This window comes from Nostoc sp. GT001 (assembly GCF_030382115.1).
Lineage (GTDB): Bacteria > Cyanobacteriota > Cyanobacteriia > Cyanobacteriales > Nostocaceae > Nostoc.
Genome location: NZ_JAUDRJ010000002.1, coordinates 107,799 through 130,687, shown reverse-complemented (window position 1 = coordinate 130,687; position 22,889 = coordinate 107,799). Strand labels below are relative to the sequence as shown.

Annotated in this window: 14 protein-coding genes and 1 pseudogene; 13 read left to right on the top strand and 2 right to left on the bottom strand. The window is 40.1% G+C overall.

The annotated features are described in order from the left end of the window. Positions 1–65 precede the first annotated feature (65 nt). The 4 genes from QUD05_RS02195 (at position 66) to QUD05_RS02180 (ending at position 13,961) form a co-directional block, all read left to right on the top strand. Entirely contained in the window at positions 66–6,440 is a 6,375-nt protein-coding gene (locus QUD05_RS02195; RefSeq protein WP_289794572.1) for an HTH domain-containing protein, read from the top strand. Between the two features lie 176 nt (positions 6,441–6,616). Continuing rightward, on the top strand, positions 6,617–7,777 hold the full coding sequence (locus tag QUD05_RS02190; RefSeq protein ID WP_289794571.1) for a restriction endonuclease-related protein: 1,161 nt from the start codon (positions 6,617–6,619) through the stop codon (positions 7,775–7,777). Continuing rightward, complete coding sequence (locus QUD05_RS02185; RefSeq protein ID WP_289794570.1) at positions 7,774–11,166, top strand: pPIWI_RE_Z domain-containing protein; 3,393 nt, start codon at positions 7,774–7,776, stop codon at positions 11,164–11,166. The genes QUD05_RS02190 and QUD05_RS02185 overlap by 4 nt, the downstream gene beginning before the upstream one ends. Before the next feature lie 5 nt (positions 11,167–11,171). Beyond that, positions 11,172–13,961, top strand: a complete 2,790-nt coding sequence (locus QUD05_RS02180) for a pPIWI_RE module domain-containing protein (RefSeq protein ID WP_289794569.1) — start codon at positions 11,172–11,174, stop codon at positions 13,959–13,961. Between the two features lie 238 nt (positions 13,962–14,199). Here QUD05_RS02180 and QUD05_RS02175 read toward each other — a convergent pair whose 3' ends face one another. Further along, positions 14,200–14,340 (bottom strand): hypothetical protein, encoded by a 141-nt coding sequence (locus tag QUD05_RS02175; protein ID WP_289794568.1) that lies wholly within the window; start codon positions 14,338–14,340, stop codon positions 14,200–14,202. A gap of 475 nt (positions 14,341–14,815) precedes the next feature. Between QUD05_RS02175 and QUD05_RS02170 the strand changes: the two are divergent. From QUD05_RS02170 to QUD05_RS02160, 3 genes and pseudogenes are all read left to right on the top strand, one after another. After that, a pseudogene (locus QUD05_RS02170) lies at positions 14,816–16,021 on the top strand (AIPR family protein). Between the two features lie 56 nt (positions 16,022–16,077). Next, positions 16,078–16,206: a hypothetical protein gene (locus tag QUD05_RS02165; protein WP_289794567.1), complete on the top strand. Its 129-nt coding sequence runs from the start codon at positions 16,078–16,080 to the stop codon at positions 16,204–16,206. A 483-nt stretch (positions 16,207–16,689) separates the two neighbouring features. After that, entirely contained in the window at positions 16,690–17,757 is a 1,068-nt protein-coding gene (locus QUD05_RS02160) for a tyrosine-type recombinase/integrase (RefSeq protein ID WP_069072344.1), read from the top strand. An 88-nt stretch (positions 17,758–17,845) separates the two neighbouring features. On the opposite strand, the gene QUD05_RS02155 is transcribed toward QUD05_RS02160, so the two are convergent. Further along, positions 17,846–18,400, bottom strand: coding sequence for a hypothetical protein (locus tag QUD05_RS02155; RefSeq protein WP_289794566.1), 555 nt, complete (start codon positions 18,398–18,400; stop codon positions 17,846–17,848). A gap of 849 nt (positions 18,401–19,249) precedes the next feature. Between QUD05_RS02155 and QUD05_RS02150 the strand changes: the two genes are divergently transcribed. The 6 genes from QUD05_RS02150 to QUD05_RS02125 all read left to right on the top strand — a co-directional run bounded on the left by QUD05_RS02150 (position 19,250) and on the right by QUD05_RS02125 (position 22,867). Further along, a complete protein-coding gene (locus QUD05_RS02150) occupies positions 19,250–19,756 on the top strand; it encodes a hypothetical protein (protein ID WP_289794732.1) in 507 nt (168 codons plus the stop codon). Between the two features lie 27 nt (positions 19,757–19,783). Further along, positions 19,784–20,332, top strand: coding sequence for a GNAT family N-acetyltransferase (locus tag QUD05_RS02145; RefSeq protein WP_289794731.1), 549 nt, complete (start codon positions 19,784–19,786; stop codon positions 20,330–20,332). Between the two features lie 21 nt (positions 20,333–20,353). After that, positions 20,354–20,893: a hypothetical protein gene (locus QUD05_RS02140; protein ID WP_289794730.1), complete on the top strand. Its 540-nt coding sequence runs from the start codon at positions 20,354–20,356 to the stop codon at positions 20,891–20,893. Between the two features lie 234 nt (positions 20,894–21,127). Then, positions 21,128–21,295, top strand: a complete 168-nt coding sequence (locus QUD05_RS02135; protein ID WP_289794729.1) for a hypothetical protein — start codon at positions 21,128–21,130, stop codon at positions 21,293–21,295. An 87-nt stretch (positions 21,296–21,382) separates the two neighbouring features. Further along, positions 21,383–21,985 carry a siphovirus Gp157 family protein gene (locus QUD05_RS02130; RefSeq protein WP_289794728.1) on the top strand — a complete coding sequence of 201 codons (603 nt, stop codon included), beginning with the start codon at positions 21,383–21,385 and terminating at the stop codon, positions 21,983–21,985. A gap of 432 nt (positions 21,986–22,417) precedes the next feature. Beyond that, complete coding sequence (locus QUD05_RS02125) at positions 22,418–22,867, top strand: hypothetical protein (RefSeq protein ID WP_289794727.1); 450 nt, start codon at positions 22,418–22,420, stop codon at positions 22,865–22,867. Positions 22,868–22,889 lie beyond the last annotated feature (22 nt).

Sequence of the window (22,889 nt, the reverse complement as noted above, 5' to 3'; positions counted from 1 at the left end):
TGTTACACTACCCTCTGTTAAATGTTCTAAGTTTATTCAATAAATTTTAAATAGTAGAAGTAGTAATGGTATTTCCTAGAGTTAATCCAAACTTGCCTCCCAACTTTTATGAGCTTGATGAGTACACCTTTCAGGACTTGTGCTGTGATCTGCTCTCAGAACAACCTAGAATCGCTACTTGTGATGTTTATGGCACACGAGGACAACAGCAAGATGGAATTGACCTTTTAGCACATTGTGATGATGGAATTTACACTGAAGTGGGACAGTGTAAATGTTATAAAGATTTTCCACCTCGGAAGATTATTGATGCGTCAGATGAATTTTTTCAATACATCGACTACTGGCTAAACAAAAAGGTTCGGCGATTTATTCTATTTGTTGGCTGCGATCTCAGTCAAACTCAGCGACAAAAACAAATTGAGATTGAAAAGCAGCGCTTTGCCTGTTTTAACATTCAGTACGAGGTTTGGTCAGCAAGCACAATACGCCAAAAGTTAGCACCTCACCCTGAAATTGTTCTTCGTTACCTGCGATCGCAGGAATGGGTAGAAAAAATTTGTGGTCGTGCACCTCGACCATACCCTCAACTTGCTGAGAACTCTAGAGCTACAGAGTTAACGTTTGGGGTTATTAGTTCAAAACTTGAACGTTTATCTTCTGAATTATCTAAGACAAAAGCCAAACAACTAGAAGAGTACCGGGAACTTTATCGGCAAGGACGCTTACAACAAGCTTACACTTGCCTTGAAGCCCTTCGAGGCGATGAAAGCTGGGATGTATTCGATAAACCCTTGCAGGCGCAGATTTTACAGTCCATGTCAGGGTATTTTCTTAGTGTAGAGCAGAATATTGAGAAAGCTAAAACATTAGCGGTAGAGGCACGCAACATTGATCCAGAAGCAGATAATTCTCTTCTACAAAGTTTGATTATTTATCACACAGAGGATGCAGAAGCTGCATTGAAGCAGATTGATAGCACGTCCAGTATAGATATTTTTAATCTCAAACTTGGGTTGTTGCTAGAAATACAACGCACAGATGAGGTTATTACAATGCTGGAAAACCTTCCTCCTGCTTTGGAACCGGATGCAGAAACTAACCGCATACACGCTTTAGCATTTTTAGACATAGGGGATATTACTGCTGCTCAAGTAAAGATTCAGCAAGCTTGTTATGAAAAACCAAATTGGGAAAAGATTCAGATATCTGAGGCTACGATCAATTACTACAGTGTACTCTCACCTGCTGTCCCTAAGCGTTTAATCAACTACCCTCAGCCTGTTGACTGGTCATTAATTAAGCGAGACGACGAAAGTTTAAAACGTCTACGCATGGCAGCAGATAAGTTTAACCACTTGGCATCTCAAACTGAGCGAGGAGAGAAAGAACGCCAGTATTGGCAAGTGTGGTATTTAGCTTGTTTAGCTAACGACCCAGACCGTCAGTCAGAAGCTCAAGACTTATGCCGTACCCTTCTTGCTGAAGACCCAACTAATCCACAAGCAATTGTTTGGGGAACTGTTCGCAATTATGAAATTGATTTAGTTGCCAGTCAGCAAGTATTGGAAGTATTTGTGGAAAAGTCAGGCAACGATATTGAGCGTATTGCGGCTCTGTTTGGAATATATATTTATTTTGGGATTACTAAGCAAGCCTTAGAGTTACTAAATCGTAACAGAGAGAAATTTGAGCAAACTGGAAACCAAGAATTATGGCTTTTTTGGCATATTCAAGCTTTAGCAATAAACGGAGAGTTTGATACTGCGTTTCAAGAAGCCGAAAGCTGTAGCAATCTCAGTTTTCGTCGCAGTATTCAAGAAGGTATCCGTAGAGAAAAAGCGCGGATGAGCGGTGAATGGCAGGAATTTGCTGAATATCTAGATAAAAGCTGGCAGGAAAGCCGTAATGGTCAATATTTATGGGAATCTTGTCAGTTGCAAGCTAGTTTACAAAACTGGGCTTATGTAGCCGATAAGGCAGATGATTTAGTAAACACAGTAGGAACAGCAGATGCTCTGGATCTGGCAGCACAATCTGCTTCACAGGCTGGTCGCTATGAGCAATGCTTTCAACTTTTGAATAAGCATCAACGGCTTTTCCCTGGTGGGAACTTACCTCCATATTTGCGTCGCTTCAGAGCCTATTGTCAAGCCAAACTAGGGTTGATTTCACAAGCTGTCGCTGAGGCAGAGGATTTAGTGCGATCGCAAGAGACGGTTGAAAACTTAGTAACCTTGATAGGACTTCAGCGAGATCAAGGAAATCTTCGAGGAGTAGCGATTACAGCTTCCCGACTATTAAGGCATGAAAATGTTCACCCAAATGCCCTGTTGCAGGTAGCAAGGTGGTTATTATCAGAAGATCCTGAATTGTCACGTCAGTTATGGCAGCAGGCAATTACTGCAACAATTGAACCCGAAATTTTAGGGGAAGTGATTACATTAGGATACAACTTGGGATTAGATCGTGAAGTCCAACCTTTTGCACAACGGGCAAGGATTCTTGCTATAAGCGGAGAAGGCCCATTTCATGCTGTAGAAGTGCATGAACTTCTTGAACTACAAAGAGAATGGGCAGAAAATGCGGCTTCAATGAATCGCAAATATGACAATGCTGAAGCTCCGATCCATTTAATTGCCCAAGCGCGTAGATTGGCACTCACTAGCATTTTCCGAGTTCTTCTCAATGAAAATGCTAACAAACCTAATCCCCATATTCAGCCAGCAGTATTGATACGCTATGGGGTCCGTCCCTTTCCAGAAGAATTTGCAGACTCCAGCAATCAATGGCGACTGCACCTAGACATATCAGCCTTTTTGCTAGCTGCTCACCTTGGTATTTTGGATGTAGTGGAACGACGATTTAGTCCAATTCGGATTTCTGCAACACTACCAATTGCTCTTTTGCAAGAGTGTGAGTACTTCCTACAGCATCAACCTTCTCGGCTAGCAAATCACCGCGAAATCATACGACTGTATCAATCAGGACAATTACGAGAACTATCTCAGTCTCCAACACCAGAATTTAATGAATTAATCGAACAATTGGGTGAACAATCAACTATTTTGCTGGAGCAAGCTCGTGCAGAAAACGGTTTTGTGGTTGAGTTCTTGCCGTTAGCACGACTAGATAACAACGATGTAAAACAGCCCGTTACGCTTGATGAAGCAGATCAGCAACGAATGATCAACTGTCGTGCGTTGGTCGAAGTGTTGAAACAAGAAGGCATTTTATCCAGTAACTCATATGAAACGGCATTGAATGATCTTGGGGATCAAAGGTATCAAGATTTGCCACCAAAGTTACCAGCACGGAATGACTTGATATTTGTTAACTCTGAGTTAGCTAATCTCTTGGCTGGGTCAGATTTACTGGCAAGAGTCTGTCGCCATTTTCGAGTTTTTGTAACACATGACTGTATTCGTGAAGGACAGGCAGCAATCAATGCCTATGAGCATTCATCTGAAGTTATAAGATGGCAGAGAGGGCTTATTCAGCGTGTTTCAACTGGATTAGAGCAAGGAAAATATGAAGCGATCGCAGTTGCAAATCCTGACTCCGAACAAGAGCTTGAGTTGCTGCATTCATGGAAAGAGAATGGATTAACAGTATACGACTTATTTAGATATACGCCTCAGCCAGGAGATGTTATTTGGATTGACGATCGCTTCTTCAGCAAATACCCGAATCGAGATAACATTGTGCCAATCATTGGTGTGTTAGATATTTTGGAGGCATTACGGGTAAAAGGGGATCTAAATGAAACAAGTTACTACAAGAAAATTTTACAACTCCGCACTAGTAACATTCGGTACATTCCCATCAACAGTAAAGAAATTATTTATCATTTGAAGCAAGCACAAATAGAGAATGGAAGAATTCGGGAAACGGAAGAACTAACAGTCATTCGTCGCTACGTCGCCTCTTGTTTATTAGATTTGCATAGACTTCAGCGTCCTCCGCTACCTGAAGGCTCACCTAGCCCTGACGGTGAAATGATGTTTATCTTTGAGTGCTTACGCGCAACACAAGATTCAATCGGCGAAATTTGGGTAGATACCAATTTTTCAGAAGAAATAGCCATTGCTTACTCTGATTGGATTTTAGAAAATTTATATACTGGTATTTTTGGTGTTCGACATTTATTGCCCAATATTGATCTAAATAGTGATGGGCTTGATTTTATCAGCCAAGACATTAGCACTTTGTATTTTCAAGGTCTTAAATTTTGGGAAATCGAAATTAACGCTATCAATGAGACTCCCAATCGTTGGCAGAAATATTTTGAGTGGCTTGAGCTACGAATAATAGACAGACGTTTTAAAGCCAACCCAGAGTTAAGTATTTCTGTGGCGCAATTAATCAAGAACATTATTCTTTATCTGGGGCGAGAGCAAGAAGGTGATGAATCACTGCAAGACTTGAACCAAATAATGTTGCAGCAGTTTTACCGGGAGCTTCCAGAAATCCTAAAGGATGAACTCAATACCGATCCTGAATTGATGGCTTATCTTCAGATTCAAATGGTTGAATCTATCAATCTCACATTGCCAGGTTCGCCCAGTTCTCTCGTATTTCCGGTATTAGAATTTTTACCAGCGATCGCAACAGCGATTAATGACCAAGATACTATAATTACAGCATTACAGCCACAAACAGCTTTTAAAATTCAGGCAGTTCAGAGTAATTCTTCCATTCAACTCCGCTTTATCAATGAAGCAGACTCAATAATTTATGTGTGGCAAGACGATGTAATGCTTCTGGCATCAGATAATCCTAATGTACGCGAACAAGTTTTGCGATCGCATCATTTCTGGTTTGACTGTGATAATTCTAGGTTTGAAAAGGTGATTGGCGAAATTCTATCCACCACAGACCTCCGCAGACGTATTGACCAAGCAAATGTATGGCGTAATCAATCAGCAGCAGTTTTTTACTTATCATTTGAGCAGAAATTACGTCACGCTCATACCTTTAGAATTGATGAGTTAATCCCTTCATCAGGTGCTGGTCTGCTACGACATTTTCATCTTGAACTATGTGCAGCAGAAAATTTGAACTTTCATGAAAAATTAAACAGGGCAGCAGAATCCTTATTGCTTACCGAAGGACTTGAGATTTGCCTAGAACGTCTTGCTTGTCTTCCGGTGAAACTTCCTATGCAAGTAAGAGAAGCATTTAGCCAGTTACCATCAACCGAGAGACAAGCTTTGCTACATAGGCTTGTACCTCAACTAGCATCTCCGGTATGCAAACTACATCTGATTGATTTAGCACTGCTTTGTCCCGACTCAGCTGGCTTAGTTCAAAATATCCTTGACGAACTTTTTGATGAACTGGGTGAAATTCACTTCCGATTATTTAAAGCGATTCTTAATCTCTTGGGTAGTGAGTTTAGTTACTGGAGTGAGACGAGAGAATGGGTATCGTCTATTCAACTAGCAATGATTTGGGCACATGCAAGTAAACTGCATAATCTGCTCTACCATCCCACAATGCAATTAGAAGAGTTGACTCAAGTCTTAGAAAGGAATACTAGGTTTCTCCCAATGAGTGCCGACATTCTTGATCGCAATCCAGAATTCTGGAATGATGTTCTCCACCCTCGGCGACTTAGCAGGATGAATCTGGTAGTTCATGGACTGGCAGCAATCTTAGTAGAGCATGATTCAGAGTTTCTCAAAGCAGTAGAAGTTCCAGCAAAGATAGCTGCCTTTGCTGTTAAAACTGTTGAAGGTCAGCAATACCTTGCTACAAAATTATTTCATGATGACTCATCTCTGGCTCAAAATAACTTGGGATCTCTACTAGGCGGAGAACGCAGCGACTACTTAACTCCTTTACTTGGAACAGACTTAGGACATCAAGTTGCATCTAATAATTTAAAAGCATTGGTAGAAAATGCTATTGATACTCTTTCTAGTGAGCCTCTATCTAAAAATGAATGGTTATTGATTATTGGAATAATTCTAGACTTACCAATCTACAAAGATTTAACAGATAAACTTAACAGTCTAGTGACAAATCTCAATGTAGTTGAAATTTATAAGAACGAACCATCTACTGCAATGTTTGCCCTGATTGTAGCGTCAGATCATGCAGTCAATACTGGAAACAAAAGTTTATGCTCACGATTAGAACAAGACTTAATTCAGATAGCCAGTTTAATTAATATTCAAGAAAAGATAGAACAGGTAGATGATGGGATTTATGCCAATGTCTTAGAAATTGCTCTCAAACTTGCTATAAGACCAAACGATCCACGCAGGACAAGCCGCTCCCTAAATATTCTACTGGACAAACTTTTCCTTACTTGGTTACGTTTTGCGAGTAGGCGCGTTAATGGATTATTCACTGTAACTCAAGATTTACCTGCTAATCAACTACATGGATGCTGGAAAACTATCTTACTTTTTCGAGCTTTATGTACTGAATAATGCGGATACAAAATGCTTTTAAGTATTTACTATTGCCAAAATGATATGTAAGACTCATTGCGATAATTTTAGAGATGTAACCCAGTCATTCTATTACCTTTTTTAAAAAAGAATATTAACCTTTTGTTAGTTAAATTCAGATTATAAATTAATGTACATTTAGCCCACTGATAATTATGTTCAAATCATCAAATATAGAGACAGATAAAACAATACAAGCGAAAAAAATTCTTACTTGCATAGCAGTAGGACTAGTAGAACAACAAGAACAAATCACTAAAAAAAGTGTCCCTCCTATCACTAGTCCTAACGAACATATTAAATCTGGACTTGAACAATTATCTGTCTTGTGCATCAGCTACAAAACCATGCCACCTTTGCATCATAAAGAGGTAGTAAATTGGCTACACCAACCTGTAGAAGATTGGTCTGGAGTCGGGGAATTAATGGCTGATGCTAATCTTTTCGGCTCACTTTTATTTCTGGGACAACCTACAGATTTAGCTTACGAGTTAAGTGAAAGAATACGCTCAGGCAATCCTGACATAGAAATTCAAGACATTCCTTTCAAAGAAATTCTGGAATACTGTTCTGAAAATAAGTTAGATGAGCAATACATAAAAGCTAGGCTATTTCTAGTACAAAATCCTCATTTAGAGTGGGGAACCAAAATTATTAACAGCGATTTAGATTGGGAACCTGAAATTCGCTCCTTATTATGTGCCACTTATGAACGTATCCCCCTAACTTGTCGGGTTAAACAAAATGGGGTTGAACAGATAGCACTATGTCCAAGATGTGGATGGACTTTGGAGTGGCAAGGCTCTTCACGTCGTCGTGCAGTTTGTTACAGCGATTTGTGTTCCCGACTTGTTAATCTAAACGCTCCCGAAAAGTGGATTCCATACCGTCCAGAATCAATGCGAACTATTCGCGGTATCCAGGCTTCTGTAGTGGCTCCAGAACGGTCATTAATCCAATTAAGAGATACTCTAGTCAATCTAGGCATAGATTGCTCCCTTTACTCCAGTGTAGATAATTATGATTTAATGATTAAATTTCCAGATGGGAAAGTTTGGGCAGTAGATATGAAAGACCAAGCAAATGCTAGACAACTGGCTTGTTCTTTAAAACCTTTCAAACAATTTCCTGCATGGAATAAAGCTTTTTATATTTTTCCGGATTACAGATACAAAGGTAAATATAAAAAAGTATTTCAAGCTGTTTGGGATGTGAGATGTCAAGAAAACTCTGCTCTCAGAGATATAGGTATTTTCTCGCTGAAACAGTTTCTTGGTCAAGTTAAAAATTTTAAATTCTCTGAGGAGCAAAAATGAGAGATTGGCAAGATTGGTTAAAAGAGATTAGTAAAGAACTCCTCCGATTAGGACAAGATGATTTAATTCCTGTTACCTTTACCAAAACAGAAAGTAAAAGATTCTTTGAGGTTGAATTAGTAATAACTCTCCACGCCGAAATTTATCAAAGTGCAAGCAACAGTAATATTAAAGAAGCCTGGAGTTTATTAACAAACTTCATTCCGACCGAATTAATGAACAACCAGAAGCTGATAGAAGCTTGCACCAGAGTACGTCATAGAGTCCGGTATATTCGCACAGCAACAGCTTGGAACAAATCCCTTCTGTGGTATAGTCAACAACCTCTAAGCATCAGGCTCTTTGACGTATCTTTAGAGTCAGGAACATACACCAGGCAACCTGTAGTTAATTATGTTCCGCTGCGTGTAGAAACTATCAACAAGGCATTAAATGAACCAGCCGAGCATAAGCCCATATCGCGAAATTGGGCGAAATCAGAAAAAGAATATTGCTTTTATATTAATTCACAAGCAGTTTCAGTAGTTATTCCCACTAAACTAATTGAAGGAATTAAGGAGTGCTTATCTAACATTAGCACCACTGCAATACCAGTTAGTGAGCAACCAAGACGCCCATCTCCTTTATCTCCTTTGACAATAAGATTATGCGATTTAAGGGAATCAGCAATAAAACTTGAAGAAAAACTACCAGGACGAAAATGGCTTGAAAGATGGGAGCAGTTAAATTCATCTCTATCTTTAATAGGAGAAAACTTAGAGCCTACTGATGAATTAACAATAAATGGAATTTTTCACTTATTAGGACCTACGGGTTCTGGCAAAAGTACTATTATCTATTTGTCGGTACATGATTTGTGTGAAAAATATGCAATATCCGACAAAAATTTCCGTATCTGCATTATTGTTAATACGGTGACTGATGCCATCAATATGGCAGCTGATTTCGTAAAGATGGGCTTANNNGCTGCTCCAATATTGGGAAAAGCCAGAGGTTCTCATCAGTATCAATATGGAATGGCTCACGCCAACAAGCTACAACCAGAAGATTTATACCAACCCTATGATCCAGTAGAAGACACTCAGAATGCAGAATTATTAGACAATCCTGCTCTTCCTTGGCTAACAGGAAAATGTATCCTTTCCGGACTACTGGGTGAGGGTTCCATTCCGGAGAGTCAAGAACCCTGCCATAGTTTAGTAAGCCCAGAAGACATCAAAAAACAAGAAAAAAATTCCTCAGACAAAGTTACATATCATAGTTGCCCATTTCTTCCCATCTGTCCGGTTCACCAAGCAAACCGTGATTTAATCAATGCCTCTGTCTGGGTGGCTACTTCTGCTGCTTTTATTTACACGGCAATGCCTCCGGAATTAGTAGGAACTGAAATGCGGGTACTAGAAGCTGCCTATCATTACTGCTCCTTACTAATTGTAGACGAAGTAGATAGAGTACAAGTATCAATAGAAGACGACTTTGCTCCCTCTAACGATTTAGCTGGTTCTCAAACAGCCATACTTGATTTCATCGAACATACTTTAGCTGAGAAAGCTTTTTATTCAGGAAGAACACAACTTAATGACCCTCGTTACCACGAACTCAGAGGAGTTGCTAGGGAAGCCTCGCGATTATCAGACGCAATATTTGTCCGGCTATTTGAAAAAATACATTTACGGAAATGGATAGGAGAGTGGCCTCTTTATAATTCTTTAATTTACTATCAGTTAATTGATAATATACGCTCATTAGCACAAGCTGATTTCCCTGAAGCAGAATTATCAGGAATTTTATCCTTTTTAGAAGATGAATTTAAAAAGTACTATCTACTCCGCCCTTCATCAAATGGGTTAGAGGATAGTGAAATCAGCGAAAATGATTTAGAAAAGTTAGTCAGCGATGTCCGAAATGATAAAGGGGAAAATTTAATTAAAAAACTGAGAATTTGGCTACAACAACGTTTACCTTGGCACCTTCCTCAATCAGTACAAACACAACAGATATTAGAAAGATTAGAATTTAGTGTGTTGCTAACAGCAATGGATCGACAGGTAAACGAACTGGTTCGTTACTGGCTCTTAGCGACAGCGGAACTAGGCAAAGGACTTTCTTTAAGCCAAAATCCTCCAGATGAGTACATAGATTTAAATGTAGAATCACCTCTCGGTCATCTGTTAGGATATCAATTTGTAGACCAAACAGAGGAGAAAACTCCAAAGGGCTTACTAAGATATTTAGCTTGCTTCGGTTTGGGGCGTTATTTGCTATTGAAGTTTCCATACTTGTATGTAAATTTAACTGGCGACTATGGGCCTCACACACTAATAACTAGTGCCACCTTTGAGTCGCCTGGAAGTCCCCAATTCAATATTGGGATTAAACCCCGTGCAATTCTATCTCCACCCCCTGAAGCAGTGGAAGCGCTGTCTAACAGCCATTTTGAATTCATCCGAGTTCCAGATCGTACAGGAGAAGCAATAATAGTTAGCGGACGCTCTGGGAGAGGACGAAAAGATAGTCTACTGCAACTTACTCAGTATCTAGCTTTTGGCAGTGGTGGTAAAGACCGGATAACACAAGAGTTAGAGTACTGGGATTCTCTTGGCACACCAAGAGCTGTCATTCTAATTACAGGCAGTTACCCAGAAGCACAGTTAGTCGCTAAGGAATTGCAAGAATCTAGCAGGTGGAGAAATCGGGTAGATTGTCTTCAATCAGACAGAGACGAAAAAATTGCTGAATGGCTCCTACGAAGAGGACAAGTTGAACAATTTTCAACAAGAGGGCGTGATTTATTGGTAGCACCTTTGGGAGCCGTACAACGCGGATATAACATTTTGTCACCAATAACCAACAAAGCCTACTTGGGCAGTGTATTTTTTTTAGTACGCCCTTACCCAGTGCCAACAGATTTCGGTAGGCAAATTAGAGCGATAAACCGTTTGGTATTTGATGATATTTTACAAGGAAGTAATATTTTACCGTCTAGCTTAGGAGAAACGGCAGCAGAAGCGATCGCTAAATTGCGAAGCCTGTCTTACAAAAACTGGCATCGACGACTCAGAGCTTCACATCATGGCTCGGCTTCCATTGATGTTGATTTTTGGCATGAACTTCTTTGGGATCAAGCTGTTTCTATAGTACAAGCTTTGGGCAGAGCTACCAGAGGAAATGTTCCTACAAGAGTCTTCTTCTGTGACTCAGCATTTTATCCACAAGGTGCAGAACGTAGTCTCCTGAAAGGATGGGTAGAAATTTTTGGAGAGTACCTTTCTCCTAATAGCAATAAACCCCAGGTAGAACAACAATTAGCCAGAATTTTATATGGGTCAATTTATGACCGTCTAAAAGCTCTGGTAGAACATTTAGAACATAATAGCAACGGACGGTAAATAAAATGACTCAAGCACAAGAACAATTACCTCCCATTGACAGGCTACAGACTTTAGCTTGGTTATTCAATAATAATTTTGACCCTTTAGTCATGGGAGAAGTGTATGGATTAAGACGCTTAGTAACTTGGATAGACATTATAAAAGGTCTAGCAGATGTAGACCATACTCCTCCCATACTGAGTCTCTATGCAGCTTTAAGAGGTTGTGCCTCTGACATTCTCTACATTTTTCCTAACTCCTTTTCTCGCGTTCCAGAAATTAGACCAGAGTATTGGATAATTGTTCATGCTTATAGTGGTTTAATTGATTTAAACCAATTTTGGGCAATTATACAAAATTGGTTGTCAGTCAACTATGACCTGAAAGTAGTCAAATCCGTCCTAGCTGAGATAGAGTCAGGCCGTGCCAAATTAAATTGGGAACTCATAAATTTAAAAAATGCTCCCTTTGATGTTCTAGAAGTGGTCTTGCCTGAACTCATAGCACGCTGGTTAACTAGAAAGGGATTTCAGTTAGGTTTAAGGAATGCTAATGGTCATGAAGAATATTGGCCTTTAGTGGTGTCTCCATCTACTGGCAAAGAGGCTTATCTAGTTACCTGGCCTCCTATCAACTATTCACCTTCCAATAATGCTGAACAAGTAGCTAGGTATTCATATTACTTAAAGTTTTATATCGCTCCTCCTAACGGCAAAACTCCCTACTTGTTGCTATTTCAAGCAGGTATTAGACGCTATATTTCTAAACCTATGACTGCTTGGGACAATCCGGGAAATCAACCACTTCCCGGTGCCAGACAAAAAATATTCCTGCCGAAAGGAGAAGACAGCAGCGTTTATGTAGCAATGGAAAATTTAGGATGGCTCAAGCCAAATTCAGATCCAAGTGTAGAACGAGAAACTACTCTAATCAACCTCAAGTTAATGCGACATGACTCGGTTATTTGGAAAGCTAGAATTGACAAAATTTTGACGATGATAGCTCCTCATATCGATATTCCAGAACCAATGCAGTTTTTAAGCGACCCCGCAAAATATGCACCACAATATTTACTATCACACAGAACGCGACTAGGTTCTCACCCAGTAGGAGTTGGGCTAGAACCAGCTGATAGATTTGAGTTATTTGAAAGATTAACAACAGCTTTACCGCCTGGAGTAGTGGCAGCGCCAATCATCAATAAAATAGACTTTAGTCATTGCAGAAAACGGCGACTTTCTAAACCTAAAGAAACATTTACCATCAGTGAGCAAGTCTACCGCATTAGGATTTCGTCTAATTCAGTAAACACTTTGTTAGAGGTGTTTAGAGAATTTTTAGAAAGCAAACAAGTACAAGGAACTGTTCAAGAAATAGACAATGAAACTTACAAATTTACCAACTGTTTAGGAGAAAGTTATTTATTGAAAGTAGACAAAACTCCCTTGCCTAATGAATGGCTTTCTCCTTTATCTTTAGGTGGTTCTTATTCTGGTCAAGCCAAAGCAGCCGCCAGCAAAAACAGAGCTAGACTAATCGAACGCCAACTGGTAACGCAGCCTAAACCTAGTAACGAAAAACGAGGTATTCTTATCGAGTTAGTTGATTACCGGAAATTCGACAAGCAAAGGAGGTTAACTGACCCAAAAGCAGCAATTCGTTGGGGACACGCTTATGCAAGTTGGGTAAGTCAATTTTTACAACCAGAAACGGAATATATCAATCCAGAAGACTTTGCTCCTATAGATTCTAATGACGAAAAACAAGTTAAAAACTATGAAAGTAAAAAAAACAAGTTAAATACNACAAAAAAAGCTTACAAAGCAAGGTGCTTAAATGCAATTTTAGATTTAATGCGTCAGTTAAATTTTCCTTTAGGTATACCCTTTTATACGGGGTTTTATCAAACATCACTGCCTCATAATTTAGATATAATTGCTATCAAAATAATTCGCCTCAACGCTCGAAATAAAGGAGAAACAAAGGTAGTTATCCCTATACTTATCAAAATCCCTTCAGAAAATAATTCATCTCAAATGCAGGTGTGTTTACCAGGGGATTATGGAGTGACTTGGATGCCATATGATGAAAGTTTATTCACGGTAGCCATGTTTGAGCAGAAGTATAACTCAAACTATACCTCAGAGCAGATAAAAAACTTTGTGGGCNNNGCTTTTGCAGATTTAGAAATAAAAAATCCAACTCTACTATTATTAGATGACCAAAATCTCCGCCAAGACCTTCCTTCACTTTTAAAACTTGTGTCAGGAGACGAGGCGAAAGACCCAAATAATCTTTGGCATCAAAACAAACTTCTTTCTTGCCAAAATCCGCAACTTCTGCGTGTAGCTAGACTACGATATTCCAGTGATGGTTTGGTAGCTCACGTTTGTCCTATATCTGGGTTTAACAGGTATAGTGGCATTTATCATAACCCGGATTTTAGCTCTGCCTTTTACTCAATAGGTCGTTCCCCTCAATCTGCAAAAAGACCCGCAAATTCAAGGCAACGTGATAGAGTATCAAAACCAGGATGGAACCAATCTGCGCTAGAAATTTCTTGGTTATCTCTCCAATCAGAAGATAAGCCAGAAGAATGGACATTAATAATACATAGACTGCGAGAAGCCTCTCCATTTATCGATGCAGAGATAGTAACTTTATTGCCACAACCAGTTCATTCAGGTCATCAAATTTCTGAATATATATCACGATCAAATGTGGAGGAAGACTTCGATGATTTTGAGGATGATTTGTTAGATGAATCTTTAACTGAGCAAGCCCCAGAATATATCCAATTGAGCTTATTTTAGACTTGATATTCTGGTTAAGAGTTACTTGTATCGACTATATGGATGTAAAAAATTCAAACTAGTAATTAATTGAAGCTAGTAAAGCAATAGCCAGAGGTTGACGCAAGCGTTTGATTGGGGCATTTTCTATTTTTATTGGTTGCGTACAATGTGGCTCTAAACCCACTGGTGTACAGACCCCTTCAAGTCAAAAATAACACAAAAGATTAAAAGATTGTGCGGTCAGGCGGAAAGGGAATTAAGACCACCTCCGTTGAACTAGCGCAGATCCAGCCGCCGACCTTTGCTCTGGAGTAGAGTTAGGGTCACGTAGAACTTTACCAGCGTTGCTAGCAGCTTTTTGGCTGGTGCGTCTTGGGCGGAATTGTTGGGTAATCATATTCTTGTCCGTTGTAGTTTAGTTAGTAACTCCAACTTAAACAAGGAGTAAAAATAGACTTCAGTATAGGTAAACAGCAAATAGCCCACGCAAAAGCGAGTCCTTAACCTTTCGGTTATCTGCACTCAAATTCGCATGGGCTATCTACTGAAACTATTATAACCCGTATTTTTAAATTTGGGTAAATTAGTGAAAAATATTGTCAAATTTAGTTAGATGCCAATAAAAACTACGGTTTACAAATAAGCTTAATTGTAGTTTGATACTAAGCTACTCATAATTCAAATCAGATTTGAACTCCCAAAGCCCTATCTAATCTGCTTTTCACCCTTAGCGTACAATGCAACCCGTTTTGGCACTGTAACCTCAATTGCAACAATTTTAGACATAAATTACAAAATATAATCTTTAAGCGCGAGCTTCTTCCCACCAGAAGAATAATTGAGAATGTATCGCTTTGATGCAGAAACCACCCATGCCGAAAAACTGGATTATTAAAGTAGACAACTATTTCCATGCAAACCCCAATTGCATCATCGCCACCGCCCATGTGGACGGCTTCCCGACAGACCTACCCCTAGAACCCAACATCCGAGAACCTAACCGCAAAAGTGCGACATACCGACAAATCTTTGACTCTGTGACGACTCAACCAGAAAAATTCTTCTCTCGTCACAGTGGAATCGTTCTGTCAGCGAATAAAGTTAAACCTAGCAAAAACAAAACCGAACTGGAACTAGAAGTTTTAGAAGCTAACGAGGGGGGTAGCGATGGCATTATCAATGGAGGTCACACAGTTTTAGCATTTGAGCAAGCTAAAAATTACAAATATGACCTCAGCCTTGCCAGAGTCAAAGTTACCATCCACATCGGACTCCAGGAAGAGGAGGCTAAAGATATCGCTCTCGCATCCAATACCACATCGCCAGTGGATTCTCGCTCCAAAGTCAACGCCAGGGGAGATTACAAATTTATCAAGCAGTATTTAGCCCAGTTAGAAAGAGCAGAAGATAGAAAATTTAGAATAGCCTATTACCAAAACCAAAGCGGCGCTCCTAGAAATGCCCAGTGTAATGTTAACCACTTGTTCAAGCTGATCAACTGCCTCGACAGAAATAGATACAATCCCGACGGCAATAAACGAAGCAAGCACCCTACAGGTACGAACACCCCAAGCCAAATCACAGACACTGAGAGGGAAAGATTAACTCTTCTACTGCCTCTACTTCCCAAAGCTCTGTGGATAGAGCAAAGACTGTACGAAATCATCCAAGAACATATCAGCAACCCCAGAAGAAAGGGTGTCAACGATTTAGCATCAATTGATACACGCAAAACTACCCTTCTCCCCGATAGCAAGTACTCGTTTGGGTTTGGTGCGCCAACTGACCTCGCACTACCCATAATTGCATCCTATCGGGTATTCCTAGACCAAGACTATAACTGGATTATTCCTTTTGATGAATTCGCCGAAAACTTTCTCCAACACCTGTGGGTTAACTATTACCGTAAATACTTGATATCGGAGAAAACAGCAGGAAATACAGTGGGGACTAAAATTTGTCGCAATCAAGAGATTTGGGAAAGTCTGTACATTTCGACCTAAAGTTATCTCAATCAGCACTTGGTGAAAATTGTCAACTCCAGCAAGCATGAAGAATTAACGCTGACACCAAGCTAAAATGTCCACTTAACAATTAATTGTCATCTAGGAAGACATTATAGGCATTTTCTGGAATGCCAGTCTCTAGGCAAAGCCTAATTGTGCTGCGATCGCCCACCGTAGGCGCTTTGTGCCATCGCAGCGCAAGGGATTTTCAAAATACAGGTTCTGTGGGTGGGTTGGCAATTACCGTCTACCCCTAAAACCTGTAGCCTTTACTAGAAAAGGATTTCCGAATTTCAATAACAAATTAGACTTGACACGATGGATTTTACGGCGTACCAAGGTAGGTAAATTGCGCTTTCACGAGAATTATCTGCACTTTATTGGTGCGATGGTCTCCGACCGACCGGAGGTCATCGCCTACGGCGGGCGGTTACGCCATCGACAGCATCAGCTTCCGGAACAAACACGGGCGGTGAATTAATTTCAGGATGTCTATGACTTGAGTAGTTTTGGATACTAAGCCTGATGAAGGCCCTTGCAAAGGAGTATCAGAAAACCGACTCGTGCGTTCACACAAGTTAACATTTCAATTAATTTGGCAAAACCCTTTTTGTTAGTAGTGAGTAGAGTAGCAAGGGGGAGTAGAATGAGACTAAAAATGTCTGGGAACAAACGTTATCGGACATTTTTTTCGGGCGGATAAACCCGCTTTATCCCGCGTATTATTTTGAGGCTGTGTGATGACGTTATCACGTACAGACGCAGGTGTAGATACAGAAGAATTAGGGGTGGCGATCGCTCAGTTATCACCGGAACAACTAGCGGTGATCAAAGCAACAGTCGAAGCGGTGGTACAGGCAACTGGCACACCCAAAATCACTGGGGCGGAAACTACCAGCGAACTGTTTTCTAGTTGGCTCACCAGTAGGGAGTCAGAGCAAACTGTGCGAGCATACCGAAATGACGTGATGCACTTTGTTCAGTGGCGACTAGGCATTGACTATCCAGACTTAGATAATTTAAACCTGCACACCACCACCAAAGAAGATGTGGACAATTACAAAGCCCACCTACTTAAAAAAGAGAAAACAGGGGAAATTGCTCGTGCTTCCGTCCGCCGTCGCCTTGCTTCCCTTAAAAGCTTTCTGCGCTACGCTTGCGATGTAGGCTACTTGCGGGCCAACCCTGCAATGTTGTTGAAAGTACCTCCGGAGCGCAAAAAGATTAAGGAGCGCACCCTGACTGAGACTGAGATTGAAATCCTATTCGATGCAGCTGCACAAGTTGTAGAACAAGCCCCCACTCCTCACAAAAAGATACAAGCGCAACGCAACCAACTAATTCTGGAGCTTTTTTACTACGGTGCTATTCGGGTAGGTGAGAGTGGTTTAACCTGGGCTACCATGCATTCAAATCAGTCCGGGCTACCTTACATTAAAGTGGTAGGCAAAGGAGACAAGGAGCGCGATGTTCCCATACCGATAGAACTTTACCAATACCTTTTGGCTAATCGACAACATACTAAAGACAAAACCGAGCCGCTTTTCACAAGCCAAAAAACGGGTGAACCCATTTGCGATCGCCACATCCGCCGCATCATCAAATCCATTGCCGAAGTAGCAGGGTTAAGTCGCATCCCCTCCCCACACTGGTTACGGCACAGCCACGCTACCCATGCTGCTAAAAACACGCCTATTCACATCATCACTAAAACGCTGGGCCACTCGTCAGGGAAAATCACGATAGACAACTATTTACACGTGGGTGAAGATGAAGCTAGCTCTCTTAACCTCAAACGATATCGCTGAGGCTTTGTGAGATATGCCCCGATTAGAAATTAGCGGCGATCGCCACGTAGCCCATTGAGCCACTACCCCAGAAATGTGAATGCTTGCGTCACCTGAGCGGATGATACAGTTCGTCAAGAGCATTCCATTCCCAACCCACGCTCATTGGATCGCGGTTACGTGACCAACTCAAAAATTCTTTGGCGCTGAGTTTTTCTCTTTCAGCAATCAGGCTTTGGGGGTTAACACCGAGTCTTGGGGCAAGACTTTCATTTGTCCTGGGTTGTAATTCAACTTGTGTTTGTTGGTACGGGTGCACTTGTCTTCGCGGTTTGTTGTTGCCCAATCTCCCAGAGGCGATTGCCCGTTCGATTAGCTCCAGCTTTTTGGTGATAGCTTCAAGTTTTGTTTCCACCGAGGAGCCTTGAACGGCAAGATGGGATTCCAGTTTCTCCAGCTTTTTCTCTAGCTGTTTGACTGATTTACTGCCTGCCGTTACATCGATATCATTATTGATATCAAATTTTATTAGTAATTCCTCTAAGGCTTGCAGCAAGGCAATTGTATGACCCTGCCTGTGTAGTTTTGATAGTCGCCGAACCACCTTAATTAGTGGAACGGGCACACGAATCATCTCGCTTGGTGGGGACTTTTGGTCAGGCATTTGATATCATTTTTGATATCGACATATTGATTGTAAAAGGTTTGGCGCAAAGCTATAATTTACTGAGTATTAATTGTGTCCAGATTTTAAAGATTGTTACATTTAGACACAATCTGCTGTAGAGGAATAAAAAAGTTCAACAATAAATAATAAAGTCCAACAATTTCTGTTAGGTGCTTTACCCCGCTCCAAGCATCCGTCCATAAATCGCTCGCTTGCCTGTACATCGCGCCCGCGCTACGTTGTTACTAGAGCGATCGCCATCGGCTCATGGCGGTTACGCCATTGCTCTTAAGGCGGGGCGTAGCTGATCGCACCCACATTCTCTTAACATCACTCTCCTAATTGTTCAACTTTTTTATTTGAGCTTGGTGTCTCTGTGTTGAAAAAGTTGTGTAGTAATCCCTTTTCCAGCCCCAAATTGTTCAACTTATTTTTACGGGGCTTGCACCCAACCACTCTAAATCAATGCTTTGAGAGACTAGAATTGTTGAACTTTTTTATATGCTTACATCTGCGAGGCGATCGCTTCCAGCGGGCGGTTACGCCATAGCACTTGCTATTTAGATCTGGCGTGTTGACCTTCAAAGGTAGCGTTGACGCACTTCCCCTCGCTGTCCATATACTCATTACTCCCTAGTGCCGATACATAAGCGCACTATCCGAAAGAGATTGTCCCAGTTTAAGAAGTGAACTTAAGACATCACCTCATAATTTGGTTGAAATTCTAGTGTCCCTTTGCGTTGATTAGTTTCATAGGTGGGCTAGAACCAACAGAGTGTTCTGATTATTCTGTAACTGAAAGCTAAAATTTTAACCATGTAGGGGTAGAGCTAGCAATGTAGGGAAATGACCGAACTATATAAGGCTGGAATCATTGAGGTAACAGAAGCAGAAGATGAAGATTTATTTGAAGTTGCAGTGCATTTTGACGGCGATATTTTTCTTCCCAGCATTGTTTTTAAAGGAAAAGACCACGCATTGCGGCAAGCTAAAAAGCTCTATGATTGGCTAGAAGCTAATCATAAAGAAATCAAGGGAGAGCAACTGCGTTGGCAATCATACACAGTTAATCGTGAATCTCTAAGAGAGTATCCAGCCTGCTATTTACCTTACTACTATTCAACATATGAGCAAAGTTTAGAAGTTTTAATTTTTGAGCGAGACAAAGAAGCCATTGTTTATGGTTGGTTGAGCGCTGAACCTTTACCTTACTATATGGATAAAGAAGATGGTTTGGTAGTTCTTGGAGACATTTCAGATGATGCTGTGCTTGCTGGTTGGCATAAAGCTATTGATATACGCATTAGACTTTACTCTTTTATCTACCAGTCAAATAGCAGTCACAAGCTTTAATAATCAGTTAACAATTAGGAGCTTTAGGTGCAGCGAAAAATCGAGTTAAAAAGAGGTGTTGACAATACATCTGTTGAAGCCTATTTGGTAGATTTAGTCCAAAGACATGTTGATGATTATGTCAATTATTGGGTAGAAAGCTTAAGGTTATTTAGTCAAGAAGATAAATACTGGGATTGGATCTTCAAATTAAGATATATTGACAATCAAGAAAATCTTGAAGGTTACGCAATTGAGTGCGAAAACAAAACTCAAGGATTAATGATAATAGAAACACAAATGCACGGTTCTCGGTTAAATGTTGGTAAGAGGCTAGTTTATGTTGATGGTATTGCCACTGCCCCTACTAACCGAATGGAAATTCAGCGTCCGCCTCAATTCAAAGGTGTTGGTCAAGCACTATTAAATTTCGCAAGAATTAGAAGTGTTGAGTTAGGGTATGAAGGTAGAATTGGGTTGCATTCCTTACCAAGGTCTGAAGGATTTTACGAAAAACAAAACATGTTGAACTGCGGTTCGGAAGAAGAATATGATAATTTAGTCTATTTTGAGTATGGTGTATTGAGACGAAGATAAAGTTCGAGCGGGTAAAAATTTATGAATCATCAACAGCAAAAGGATAATTCTGAGGCAAACGAGTCAATAACAACCCAAGAAGCTATAGATTTACTTTTTGGTGAAGGATGGCTCGAAGAGGCTGTTTGCATCGAAGATGAAGCAAATTGCACTATTGGCGCTGGTTTGGATTGGGGTAATGCATTACCACCTTTAATGCTCAACCTTCCTTTATTTGGTCGCCTATCAACGCTGCGTGTATCTCTCAACCGCGAAGTCAGGCTAATAATTGAAACATGGGATTTAGGTATAGGTACAACTTCTGCAACAGAGACTGCAAGGACACGCATTAAAGAGCGGTTGCTATCTCCTACGCCTGAGTTAATACCTCACTTGGAAGCTACTTTGTTGCAAGATGATTTATACGGTGAAGAGTTTATATCTAACCGCGAAGCTCTCAAATCGCTACTTGCAGTAGTTCTTACTGATGCTGATAGAGAAGAAATTGCAGAGAAGGCTGCTAATTCAATACGCACACAAGTTATGTCACAGGCGAATTTTTCCGGAAAACTTTCTGCGTAAATATAATCACAATAATATCGCGTCAAATTCAAGCAAATTCATCAAAGGGGCGAACGCAGGAGCAGAGGTTACTCTACATCGCTCTTAGCCACATCCATGAGAACTAAATCTATCTGGTATGATAACTCTCATTAAGTATATTAATAAGGTAAAAGAGAAATATTCTCTTTATAAGTCAACATCACAACATTTGCTGACGCAACAACTTCATTGAAAAATTGAAGTTGTATAGACATGAAAACTACTACGAGTTATAACCCAAAAGCTAACAAACAATTAGTAAAATCTGCACAGCAAATTCAACAAACAAGCACCTTCATAAGCGAGGCAGATTACTACAACTATGAAGCAGAATTAGCACAAGAGAAATCAGACTACTATCACTTGCGGTACGGATACTAAATTCAATCTCCCTTCAAGCATCAACTCTTTTTAGTCAACAACGAGTAGCAGTTACTTGCTACTCGTTTTTCATATAAGAAGTAAATTATGACTCAAGCAATTGAACGCGAAATCAACCAACTCACTCTCAAAGAATTAAGCCTAGATGCTGCTAAACTTTGGTCACAGATAGAAGAAGCAAGCGAGTTAAAAGAAGAGGGTAAGGTAGAACAACTCGTACAAGAACTTATGACTATTCAGGATGGTATCGAAACCAAAATCGATGCGATCGCCTGGGTAGTAGACCAGTTAAATCTTGACCTTGAAACCTGGGAGGAAAGAAAAGCGCGAGTAGCTGAACTCCACGATCGGGTAATTTCACGTCGCAAAACTCAACTTGAACAAATCAAGCGCACCCTCATCCACCTACACGAGATTGGATTAATCAATGACAAAAACATCGGTAAGGAAAGGGTAATTGAAATCAGGGATAACCCACCAAAAGTCGCTAACTTACTAGTAGAATTAGATGATGAAGATTTTCCTGATGAATTTAGAGTTATTAAGTACCAAGCTAATAACAAGGCAATTATTGAAGCCTATAAATCTGGTAAAGATATTAGCAATGTTGCCGAGGTAACTATCGGGAAGCAGGTGCGGTTTAAGGTGCAATCAGGTAGTAAGTCTCGCAACAAGAAAAACCACAACTAATGGCATACGCCCCAAGCATGTGAATCAAACACAGGTATATCCCATCATTTTACAAAAATATCATCAAATGGTTAAGGGTCAAATCTTAATCATTTTTATTTTTTTAAAACTANNNCTCAATTTTAAACTTCTTCAAAAAATCATCAAAACTTTGCCTGAATTTAAACTCCGTGAAGATATAATCGATGAAATTGTAGATATCAATGAAAGCAACAGTAACTATGTCGGGCTAGGTACAAACATCGTTACAATAGGTTGGTATATTTAACCTTATTTAGTGTGGCTAAATAGGTAATTGCAATTGATTAGGTAGTTTCTATTTTCAACTATCAATATGATAATTCAAACTACTGCTAAGTTTAAGTTTAATCTGAAGGGATGCAATCACCCTAAATAAAAACTTAAATATTAGGCATCGGGAGCAGCCTTAAAATGTCATATAACAAAAACCGAAGTATAGTTATCCGTAACGCTATTATCAACAGTTTGTTTATCCTCTGGTGTTTAGTTTGGCGCACTGGTTTGGGGCTAACCTTTTTTATCATCTATGCTTCCCTTGGCTATATATATAGTTGGCCATTCTATCTTCCAATTTCGATTATTTTGGGATTTGCCCCTTGGGGTTGGAAGGTACAAGAAGAAAGAAGAGATAGAGAAGAAGAACGAAAAATGAGGAAGTTGGAAAATAAAATTGGGGATGGTTTTATCTATGCCAAAGCTGAATCAAATATCGAGATAAATTACAGGGGAGTTATCTTCCTCAAGTCAGTATTTGGTCTATTTGGTAGCGGTTTTTGGGGGATAATACTTGGCTGGAAAGCTATTTTGGGTATGATATTACAGTTAGTAGATAATATCAGAACAGTTATTAAGCACATATAGATGAACCTGTTCATCTAACCAA